Annotated in this window: 6 protein-coding genes; 2 read left to right on the forward strand and 4 right to left on the reverse strand. The window is 62.1% G+C overall.

The genetic code is table 11. The features are described from left to right. Window positions 1-25: 25 nt before the first annotated feature. On the forward strand, window positions 26-3,142 hold the full coding sequence (locus CXQ89_RS12630; protein ID WP_258060137.1) for a DUF3427 domain-containing protein: 3,117 nt from the start codon (window positions 26-28) through the stop codon (window positions 3,140-3,142). Between the two features lie 108 nt (window positions 3,143-3,250). Beyond that, window positions 3,251-3,742: a DUF6998 domain-containing protein gene (locus CXQ89_RS12635; protein WP_146067249.1), complete on the forward strand. Its 492-nt coding sequence runs from the start codon at window positions 3,251-3,253 to the stop codon at window positions 3,740-3,742. Between the two features lie 128 nt (window positions 3,743-3,870). On the opposite strand, the gene CXQ89_RS12640 is transcribed toward CXQ89_RS12635, so the two are convergent. The 4 genes from CXQ89_RS12640 to pglZ all read right to left on the reverse strand — a co-directional run bounded on the left by CXQ89_RS12640 (window position 3,871) and on the right by pglZ (window position 10,854). Then, the gene (locus tag CXQ89_RS12640) at window positions 3,871-4,392 is read right to left on the reverse strand and encodes a hypothetical protein (protein ID WP_104161521.1); all 522 of its coding nucleotides are present in this window, start codon (window positions 4,390-4,392) and stop codon (window positions 3,871-3,873) included. Window positions 4,393-4,641: 249 nt separating this feature from the next. Next, window positions 4,642-6,312, reverse strand: coding sequence for a nuclease-related domain-containing DEAD/DEAH box helicase (locus CXQ89_RS12645; protein WP_104161522.1), 1,671 nt, complete (start codon window positions 6,310-6,312; stop codon window positions 4,642-4,644). A 154-nt stretch (window positions 6,313-6,466) separates the two neighbouring features. Further along, window positions 6,467-8,524 carry a protease Lon-related BREX system protein BrxL gene (gene brxL / locus CXQ89_RS12650; RefSeq protein WP_104161523.1) on the reverse strand — a complete coding sequence of 686 codons (2,058 nt, stop codon included), beginning with the start codon at window positions 8,522-8,524 and terminating at the stop codon, window positions 6,467-6,469. Beyond that, complete coding sequence (pglZ, locus tag CXQ89_RS12655; RefSeq protein ID WP_104161524.1) at window positions 8,521-10,854, reverse strand: BREX-1 system phosphatase PglZ type B; 2,334 nt, start codon at window positions 10,852-10,854, stop codon at window positions 8,521-8,523. Before pglZ ends, brxL begins: the two co-directional genes overlap by 4 nt. Window positions 10,855-11,003 lie beyond the last annotated feature (149 nt).

Below are 11,003 nucleotides of genomic sequence, written 5' to 3' on the forward strand. Positions count from 1 at the left end.
CATCCATGAGAGAGAGCCGGAGTTTCTGGCGGAAGGTCTCTACGAATCACTGCGCACCGATGAACTGACGAAAAGAATTACGACGATTCCGGAGCTGCAGCCGGCTTTCGAGAGCGTGCCGAATGATTCATCGCCGGAGGTTTTGGCAGCCTACATAGCGGCTCAGGCACGGCAGGCGCTGACCGCAGCCAAGCCTGAAGACCGGGTGGCCCTGGCCAACAGCATCCTTAATGGTGTCCACGGCGCTTCAATGGTTCAGCCCGGACCTCAGCAGCTGACGTCGCTGTTCTCTCCGGACGGGCTGCGACGTCGTCAGCTGCGCCGCCCGCTAACCTCTTTCAGCAACGCTGCCTTGCTGACCAACGGCAGAGATGATCCCAGTCTTTCATCGGAGCTCAACGCGGAGCTGGGATCCGCCGACCGCGTGGACATGCTGTGCGCATTTATCAGATGGTCCGGCCTGCGGCTGCTGGACAAGTCGCTCAAGGAGCTCAAAGAACGCGGTGTTCCCCTGCGGGTGCTCACCACCACCTACATGGGTGCCACTGAGCGGCGCGCCATCGATGAGCTCGTGCGCACGTACGGCGCCGAAGTACGCATCAACTACGAAATACACGCCACCAGGCTGCATGCCAAGGCCTGGCTTTTCCGACGAAACTCCGGCTTCGACACTGCCTATGTCGGCAGCTCCAACCTCAGCTCCGCGGCGATGCTTGAGGGGCTGGAATGGAACGTCAAACTGTCCTCGGTGGGAACACGCGAGGTGCTGCAGAAGTTTGAAGCAACGTTTGACAGCTACTGGGAGCGGCCCGAGTTTCAGCCCTATGACCCGGACCGGGACGGCGAGAAACTGGACGCAGCGTTGGCCGCGAACAACGGGAAGAAGACCTTCATCCCGCAGGGCACCACAGGCCTGGAAGTCCAGCCGCATCCGCACCAGCTGGGAATGCTGGAAGAACTGGACGCCGCACGGGAAGTTCACGGCCATCACCGCAACCTGGTGGTTGCAGCCACCGGAACCGGAAAAACCGTTGTCGCTGCCCTCGACTACAAACGCCTATGTGAAGCGGCCGGGCGGAGGCTTTCGCTATTGTTCGTGGCCCACCGCAAGGAAATCCTGGCCCAGTCCCTCACCACTTTCCGCAACGTTTTGCAGGACGGTAACTTCGGCGAGCTTTTCGTGGGAAAACACAAGCCAGTTGAATGGAAGCATGTCTTCGCCAGCGTGCAGTCTTTGGCGTCCAAGGGCGTGGAGACGCTCAGCCCGGACAGCTTCGACGTCGTCGTCATTGACGAGTTTCACCATGCCGATGCGCCCACTTACCGCCGCATTATGGAGCGGCTGGAACCGGCCGAGCTTGTCGGACTGACGGCAACTCCCGAGCGAGGCGACGGCATCAATGTTGCCGACGAGTTCTTTGACGGCCGTGTGGCCAGCGAATTGCGGCTTTGGGATGCGCTGGAGGCAAATCTGCTGGTTCCGTTCCATTACTTTGGCGTGGCGGACGACGTCGACTTGAGCCACTTGGAATGGAAACGCGGCACTTACGATACGGCGCAGCTCAGCAATCTCTATACCGGGAACGACGCGCGGGCCGCGAAGGTCATCTCGGAGCTCCGGCGCACCGTCACGAACGTGGACGAGATGAGAGCGTTGGGTTTTTGCGTCTCGGTCCAGCATGCAAACTACATGACCGAAGTCTTTAACCGTGCGGGAATTCCATCGCTCACGGTGTCGGGCCAAACACCGGATCAGGACCGCGAAGCGGCGCTTCGCCGGCTGCGAAGGGGGAACATCAACTGCATTTTCGCCGTGGACGTTTTCAACGAAGGGCTCGACCTTCCGGCGGTCGATACCATCCTCATGCTGCGTCCCACGCAAAGCTCCACCATCTTCCTGCAGCAGCTGGGCCGGGGCCTGCGCCGGTTTAAAAACAAGGCGGTGCTCACAGTGCTGGATTTCATCGGCCAGCAGCGGCGCGAGTTCCGCTTCGACAACAAACTCCATGCCATTACCGGACTCCGGCGAAAGGGCCTTCAAAAGGCACTTGTGAATGGCTTTCCGTTCCTGCCCTCCGGCTCACAGATCGTCCTGGACCGGATTTCCCAGCAAATCATTGTGGACAATCTGCGTGACCAGCTGCGCACCAACCGGCCCCGACTCATCGCCGACATCCGCTTCCACGGAGAAACGCTGCTGGCGAATTTTCTGGAGAAATCCGAACTTGAGCTTGAAGACGTCTATCGGAAAACGGGGGAGTCATGGACCTCCTTGTTGCGGGCAGCGGGCTTGCGGGAAGCACCTGTGAACCCGGCGCTGGCCCCGGATAGCGGAGAACAAAGGTCCGTCGCCGAAGAGACTCTGTTGCTGCGCCGCATGACTACGCTGCTGTGCGTGGACGATCCGGAACGCGCGGACGCGTACGCCATGCTCGTATCGCGAGAGGCCGCTCGGTACGAAGACCTGGGTCCGCGCGAGCAGACCTTTGCGCGCATGCTATTTTTCGCACTTTGGCCCGAAGGCGGAAAGTTCACGTCCTATGACGCGGGACTGGATTTCCTGCGCGGTTTTCCGGATGTCTGCGATGAAATCCGACAGCTGGTGGCGCTGGGCGTCGCACGGTCCCGCTACTCGCCAAAAGGTCTGGGCCGCGGGCTGCAGCATGTGCCACTGTACTCGCACGCGACCTACCGTCGTGAAGAAATTCTCGCTGCTCTGGGGTACTTGTCGGTGGATGGCAGGAAGGCACGGCACCGCGAAGGCGTGGCCTGGTGTGAAGAAACTAAGACGGATGCCTTCTTCGTCACTGTGGAGAAGGATGCCAAGAACCGTGCCGCCAGTGTTATGTACAAGGACTATGCGATGAGCCCGGACGTGTTCCACTGGGAATCACAGAACAGCACGTCTCCCTCCAGCCCTACGGGTCAGCGGTACCTAGACCACAAAGCTGCCGGCACCCAGATTCTGCTGTTTACCCGGGCCCGCGAAAACGATGACGTGGGAATGACGATGCCCTACGTTTGCTTGGGCCAGTTGGACTATATGCAGCACAACGGGTCCAAGCCCATCGCCATCACCTGGAAGCTGCAGCGGTCGATGCCGGCGGATGTTTACACCGAGGCCAGCGCGGTGGCTCGCTAGAGGCTTGTAATCGATACTTGTGAAATACCAATGGGACGATAGGTGTCCTCATCCCTGTCGGTATCGCCCCGCCAGGTTCGTCGTGTTTGAAGGCTCTAGGATGAAACTGTGAAAATTCCTGATATCAGTGCGCTCACTCTTTCTGAGCTTCTTTATTTACAATCGCGCATCGGACACGAAATTGGTCGTCGCGGTGTATCCCGTACATCAGGCAGCGTGCAGGGTGAGATCGGCGAAGCACTCGCTTTGGCTGTCTACGGTGGCGTCCTTCCGCCTCCTGGGACAAGGGGGCACGACCTAACGGACGCGCTGGGCCGCAAGATTCAGGTGAAGACGCGTACCCTACCGCGGGGCGTGCAACGCATATTTCAGTTTAACTCCGCCGTCGTCGACTCTACCGATTTCGATCTTGCGCTGTGCATTCGATTCGACCGCGAAACAAATGAGTTGGATTGGGCACGCGAGTACACGAAAGACGAGCTTTTGGGCCTTCTCAGCCAGCATAAGCAGGGACCTAGGCTTCCGACGGGTCGGGCGCAGCGGAACGGAACGGATGTGACAGCGAAGATCCGGATGGCTTACGAGGCTTTGGGCGGCTAGGGCCAAGCTGGAGTAAATTAGGTCTGTAGCAAAAGCGAGAGAACCCGTGAGCAATACACCCTACTCAAACGAACAAAGCGCCCGTCGGTACGTCGTTTTTCAGTATGCGTGATGGGGCGTGACCTTCCTTAGAGGACCCCAGACCGCCCAGGCACCGCGTTGCTGCCGCCGCTAGAGAATCCTGTCTTCCCACCCAGCGCGGCAACTGACACCCCAACCGCTGCGACGCTGACAGTCGCGGCTACTTTGACCATGATGATTGTGAAAAGCTTGTGCTCGCTGTCCTTTTCAGACTCCTTGTTCACGGCTTCACGAAGCATTTCAAGGATCAAGAATCTCTCCTCGACGCTCAAATTCGCGCGTTCCAATTCGCGATTAAGAGTCTCTCGATAGGAGTGAAACGCTTCGTGGACCTTCTTCTGACTCTTCCAACTGAGTTTCTGTGCACTCTCGTAGCGCTGCCCAAATGAGGTCATCGTCTCGCTAACCATCGATTTAAAATTCGGGAACTGTTCAATCGCCTTGAGTGCAACTTCCTTGTCCATACTGGGCATTTCTGCCACGAAAGCGAGGAACTTGTCCCTTGATAGATTTCGCCACGTGTCGATATTTAGTCTCTTCATAACATCTTTTTCGCTGCTCAACGTCATGTTTTCCTCATCCTTGTTTCTTGAGCACACGGCTGTTCCACAACCTCCGGCACTCATGGGCTGCCCGAATGCCTAAGTGACTCATCGAGTGATGCATCGTCACTAGCCGTAGGACTCACACGGTGTGGGTCTCGGGTTTCGTTGTTCCAAAAGCTGTTCACCAGTGATTAAAGGCGAAGTATGCCGGATCCGACCGCCAACACACCCAACTCCTTCTTCAGAACGGGCTGCCAAAAAGGCAACGGGTGGTCAAGCAACCCAAACCTCAGCACGCCGCAAGGCCAGTTCCAGCTCGCGCCCGCCAGCCTCTGCGATGAGCCCTTGGTCGCCGACCACCACCAGCAGACACCGCGCACGTGACAGCCCTACATAGAGCTGCTCCGGGGCCCGGGCCATGTCTTTGAAGCCGTTGACACACAGGATCACCACCGAGCGTTCCAGCCCCTTGAAGCCGAGTACATGCCCGTAGAACTCGCCATCGTCGTCGTGGAACTGGCGCCAGTACTCGGGAATGCCCTGGGATTCAAAGGCCTCCTGATGAATCGGATGCCGTTCCCTGGTGGTGAGCAACGCAATCTGGTTGGCGGTCCAGCCTTCGTCGATGAGCGCGTCCACGCAGTCACTCGCCACGTCCAGCGCGTCTTCTGTGGCACAGTCGATGACCCGCACCGGCAGCCCGTCACCGCCGCGGGGCGCGAAGTGCTCACCGGAGAAACCGCGGAAGGTCTGGGCGATGCGCCTGGTGTTGCGGAGGTTCTCGTCAATGTGCAGGGTCACGAGGCCGGCCGTCGGGTCCGTGCTGGTGCCGGCGGCGGCAGCATCCCACCGGCCGTAGACGTTCTGCCTCTCATCCATGAACGCGTAGACGCCGCCGTCGTCGGGCTTCTTCAAACAGGCGAGAAGCGCCTCCCACCACAGCGGGGCGAAGTCCTGGGCTTCGTCCACGACGACGGCGTCCAGCTTGTCCGCGATGGCCATGTTGCCCGCAGTGTACTTGAGCAGCTCCGGCATGTCCTTGTCGAAGTAATCCTGACCAACGCCGTCAGGCACGCCCAGGGAACGGACATATTCGTGGAATTCACCGACGAACACCGGCTTTGCCTGCCTCCAACCGGTAACCTGCCGGCGGAGGTGCTCGCCGAGGCCCTTGTTGTAGCAGAACAGGCCCACCCGCTGGCCGTCCTTGGCGAGCCGTTTGGCCTTCTCCACAGCGAGCCAGGTTTTGCCGCTGCCGGCACCGCCGACAAAGCGTGTCCGGTCAATGGCGCGGGTGGAATCAAGCAGTACCCGCTGCCGCTCGGTGAGCTGGTCCTGCAGGTCCTCGAGTTCGGCCGCCGTGCTGCCGATGGGGGAGGCGGTATCGAGGTCTCCTGACAGGTGCGGAAGGATCCGGCTGAGGTAGGCGGGGGCCAGGGGAGAACCGCCCTGGGCTTCGCGCTCGATCGCGGCGCGGATTTGCGCGGCGCAGTCGGCCATGTCGTCCTGGTCGATGATCAGGCTGCGCGGGATGCCCGCCATCTGCCAGTTCTTGGGCACATGGGTGTAGGGGAAGCACGCCATGTAGGCGAAGCGGCTGGTGAGGGGCGTGCCGAGGACGCCGGTAATGAACTCCTTGAAGGCGTGCTGGGCACCTTGGGACTGCGCGATGGGGCTTTGCAGGCCGCGTTTGGCGTTCCCGTCACTCTGGTGCCACTTTCCGTTCTCGACGGTGATGCGTCCGCCTTTGACCTCGATGGCGGCCAGCCCGACGCCCGGCCAGAGCACCAGGATGTCGATCTCGTGTTCGGCACGTCCGTGGCGGACGTGTACGGAATGCGCCAGTACGACGTCGTCGGGCAGCTGGGAGCGCAGGGCGTCCCAGAGTGCCCTCTCGGCGTGGTGGCCATCTGGAAAGTCAGGCTGGTCCGGTATGCAATGCACGATTCCCCCTTATCGTGCCGGCCGTGCCGGCTTCTGCCCGTCAATCTACCGGATCAGCTTGTGACTCTTTGCCACATTCGATGAGTAGGTCGCAGGGCCGGATGAACCTCCATCAGCACAACCGCGCACAAAACCATGTCTGTTCCCTCGATTCTCACTCGTCGAGCGCCTTCACGAGGGCGTCCTGGGCGTCGCTATAGAAAATGAACGAGACTTTCGTGGCGACCTCGTCACTCACGTCGAGGAGCTGGCGCCGAGCCGACACCGGGAGCAGCAGGGCGGTCGCGCCCTTCTCCATGGCGTGCTCCGCTAGCTGCGCGGCGTTTAGCACGGTCTCCACCCCGCCGCCAAGCGATAGGTTTCCAACGGCGATCAGGCCACCACGGACCGATCGCTGGAGCATCGCAGAGGTAAGAGCGAGCAGGATGGGGAGGCCGAGGCCTGCACCAGTCTTGGCGGCGTCAAGCGCGCGAACCTGGGCGGTGAGGTTATGCTCCCGCGGATCGCGGTCACCCACGAGTTGTCGAGCTTGGGCGACAAGGTTCTGCTCTGCAACCTTGAAACTCTCGCGGAGCGAGGCGGGCGCAGCCTGATTGAGGAGCCCTCGCGCACCCGAACCGGGCGTGTCGGTCGCCTCGATCCGGTAAAGCCCAGGGCCAACGTCGCCGCTGCCCTCGGAGATGGCCCACACTTGGCCAGGCGGCAGCGGATCAAGACCGATCGAGTCAGGACTCGCCAGCTCAGGAGTGGAGACGAACTGCTCGACCCCCTCGCCCAATCGGTAGCCGAACTGGGTGTTGCGGAACTCCGCCGCGCCGATGCGCCGCTGCTGCTCCTTGACGCGACGGCGGCACTCGAGTGCGATGCGCACCGCCCACTCGAGATCGTCGTCGGAGATTGAGGTTTCTGCATCAGGGTACAGAAGCTTCAACAGGCCATCCATAGTCTTGTTCACGGCAGATAGGTCACGGCCCGACAGGGCATCAGAATAGTTGACGCGACCTTGGATCGATGCGAGGCGTGACTGGTCGCGCAGGCGGGACCAGCACTCGGAGAGGAAGTCGCTGACCAGCCCGAAGTGGTGGGTGAAGTAGGTTGGGTTGAGCTTTGGAACATCCCACCCGGGTAGGTAAGCGTGGATGCGGTCCATAAACGCTGTGTCGTCGCGCATCTCGGGTGGCAGCGGTGACAACAGGTGACCGATGCGCTGCTGGTGGGCGACGTCGACGTCGAAATTGCCGACGAGCACGATTGAGCCATCGGCACGGATGGACTCGCGGCCTCGGGAGAACTCGCCCGACTCCATGTAGCCCTTCATAATGTTGACGCCGTCCTTCTGGTCGAAGGAGACGCCGGATACCTCGTCAAAACACACGACATCGTACTGGGCGACGAGGCCGCGCTGGCCGGTGGCGTTGTTGACGAACATTCGGGCAACGGTGGCCTTGCCGCCAGAGATCAGGTGCGCGTAAGGCGAGACCTGCTGGAACAGGTGGGACTTGCCGGTGCCGCGCGGCCCCAGCTCGACCATGTTGAAGTTCCGCTGCACGAACGGGACCATGCGCAGCAGCAGAACATCCTGCTCGCGCGCGCTGAGCTGCGCTGGTTCGAAGCCCACCGACCGGAGCAGAAGGTGCTTCCACTGCTGGGTTGAGAACCGTGAGCGGCCCTCGGCCAAGCGCGAGAGGGAGTCTCGGGTCGAGAGCTGGATGGGCCGCAGCGACCCGACGGAGAAGGGCTTGCCGTTGTTCTCCTCTGCGATCGCTGCGTCGTAAAAGAGGTCGACCTCGGCGTAGAAGCCGCCGGTGAGCATGCGTTCGTTGTCGCGGACGACTGCGTCGTCGATGCGCACGTCCCGGAGCCCGAGGCTCGGCAGTTCGGCGACGTACGCGTTCGACTTTGCATCGAGCCGCGCTTTGACGAGGTCGATGAGTTTTACGCTCATGCGCTCGCGAGCACGCGACTTGAACAGTTCCTCCTCGCCGGCCCGCACTGTGCGGTCGGCGAGGAGCCGTCGGACGACCTGGAGACCCTCTTCGATCTCCTCGGGGTCAGTGGTAGCGCAGTAGCGGCCGATGAGGAACTCGCCCACATAGGTCGGGACGGGATACGCCCCTTTGAACTGTTGCGCGAGATCCTTTCGGACGACATAGCCCTCGAATGCCGAGGCCGCGGTCTCGTCGATCTCGTCAAGCGTGATTGTCTCGGTCATTCGGTGCCTCCCACGGTGGTTCGTTCCTGGGCAAGAACCCCGCCGGAGGGGTCGAGCAGAACGACCCACACGGCCGCCCCAGCGGCGGCCAGTTCCTCATCGACGAGCACCTTGACCTCGCCCGGTTCGGAAGGCGACTTGGGCCCACCGACGGTGCTTGATGCATCGGCTGGTCGGAGCCGAATCTCAGCGACGATGTCGGCTTCGGCGGGGCCGTAGTCGATGCGGCACCGCTGCCCGGTCCACCTAACCGCCTCAATCTGGAGGGGCGCTCCGGTGGCGTCGCTTCGTTCCACGGTGATGACGGGAATCACACACTCTTGGAGGCTTAGCCCACCGTGTTCGTACAGGCGGCCCGCCACGAACGCCGCGGCTCCTGGCGCGCTCGCCATGTCGACAGACGAATCCCACGTCCAGGGCAGGACAGGGAAGTCCGGACGCGACGCTGCCGCTTTCAGTCGGGCCACACGCGGCTTGCGCGCCGCATCACCTTCGGTGACCTGCATGGGCAGGGTGACCTTTTGCGCTGGTTGACCGGGCAGGAGGAACCCGTGATCGGTGACGATAACGACCTTTCGCCAGCCCGCGTCGAGCAGCCCGCGCACGCGTTCGGCGACGAGGTCGAGGTGCTGGTCGACGAGGTCGGCGAGCGCATGTCCGTGCGAATGGCCGAGCGAATCGATCGAATTCGTCTGCGTCCACGCCTTGCCGCTGGGGTCTCCCATCTCGGCGGCGTCCCACTCAAGGAACTGCACATCCGCGCTCGCGAGCGCCGCGCGGAGGACTGAGCCCTTGAGGGATCTTCCCCGGTCATCGGCCGCATCAAAGGCGGTTCCGCCGCCCACAGCGATCGCGATGGGGGCGACTGCCGGCTGCCCGGTCGGCGTCACGCTGGGGAATGCGGCCAACCGCGTCTCGACGGCGGCGATATGTGGTGACAGCCGCCGAGCCACGCGTGTGGCCAGGTCCATGCGAAGCGCGTCGACGTACACGACCGCGGTTCCCGCTCCGATGTCGAGGCCGGTCTGTCCGGCGTAGTTGGTCACGGCGGCCTTCTGGAATACCCGCGCCGATTCTTCGACCCAGGAGTCGTAGAGCGCGCCAAGCGCAGCGGCCACTGCCGCTCGATCTCCCGCGGTTTTGGCCGCTGCGATCGCCCGCAAAGCGAGGTCATCGATCAGGTGCCCTTCATCGCCATACCACGCAACCTGAGCCTTAAGATCTGACGCCGAGGAAGTAGTCGCAACACGATCAGCCAGTTCGGCGAGGTGTCCGACGGCCCGCGCGAGCGGTGCCTCACCGAGCCCCCCCCAGACGCTGTCTTCCCGTGGCGAGTGTGCGGCAGCGAGTTCGACGATCCTTTCATGCGGGTCCTGGTCAGCCGCAAGCGCACCGAGCGCAGTCCGCAACGCATCTTCCTGGTCACGATTCCATGAGGGCCACGAATCGGGATGCGGGTCGGCGTCTCCGAAGAGAGGCACGACGGCGGGACGCACCTGGTCGAGAAGGTCGGCGATGTTCGGATAGCGGGCGGCATTCTCAGTGAACCGCTTCCACACTGCCTTCCACTCCCCAGCTCGGCTTCCGAGCTTGCTGGCCGCGGTGAGCGCGCCATCTTTCTCGGGGTCGAAGTCGAATACGGACACGCAGGAAGCGACGAGGGCATGCCACCGCGCCTTTCCTAGCGAAGCCTGCACCGCGTCAGGATCGTTCATCCATTCGAGGAGGGCGCGTACCGAATCATCGAGCACGAGGTGATGCAGACGCGACGAGTCGAGACGTCCCATGCGCCTAAGATTGTCGATGTCCTCTAATAGGAGCTTGTCCAGCACTTGCGTGAGAGCCGCCTTGGTCGCGGTGTCGCCCGCGAGGTCAAGTCCGGCAGCATGCTTCGACGCGAGAAATGAGTGGGGGGTCCACGGTGTTTGGCCGAGTGCAGAGGGCCACCAGTTGGAACGAATCGCGACCTCCGCAAGCGGCGCGAGCGAGTAGTCAAGGGCAGATGCTTCGGCCAGCGAGCTCCGGCTGACCCCAGGTAGATAGATCACCCACGGGTTGCGCCCTTCACGTTCTGCAAGATGAGGCGGTAGCTCCGCTGACTCGGGCGAGGCAAGAACTGCACGAATCCAGAGCGCCGGTCCTTGCGCGACCGCGGGTTCGTACTCGCCGAGAACGAGAATGGGAACTGCCTCCTGGAGGCTGCGAATAACCGGCTCCCAGGCGCGCTCCGGATCCGGCCACAGAACAACCGCGGGGGCGGAACTCGCCCCCGCGTTGAAGGCAGCGGCGTCGCGGATTGCCTTGGCGACGACAGCACGGACAAGCGTCATTCGGTAGCCTCCGCAGCTTTCCGGGCTTTGCGACGCTCATCGAGCGTCGGATGCAGATCGTTGTGGCGCTCTGATCCATCCGGGTTCGTCCCGCGGTCCTTGCGCCAGTGCACGTTCACCTTTGCCCTAAGTACTCCGGCGTTAACGAA

This window comes from Arthrobacter sp. ZGTC212, from assembly GCF_002929255.1.
Lineage (GTDB): Bacteria > Actinomycetota > Actinomycetes > Actinomycetales > Micrococcaceae > Arthrobacter_B > Arthrobacter_B sunyaminii.

Excerpts from the sequence above, each read along its gene's own strand:
- CXQ89_RS12640 (WP_104161521.1), bottom strand. The coding sequence starts at position 4,392 with ATGACGTTGAGCAGCGAAAAAGATGTTATGAAGAGACTAAATATCGAC.
- brxL (WP_104161523.1), bottom strand. The coding sequence starts at position 8,524 with ATGACCGAGACAATCACGCTTGACGAGATCGACGAGACCGCGGCCTCG.
- pglZ (WP_104161524.1), bottom strand. The coding sequence starts at position 10,854 with ATGACGCTTGTCCGTGCTGTCGTCGCCAAGGCAATCCGCGACGCCGCT.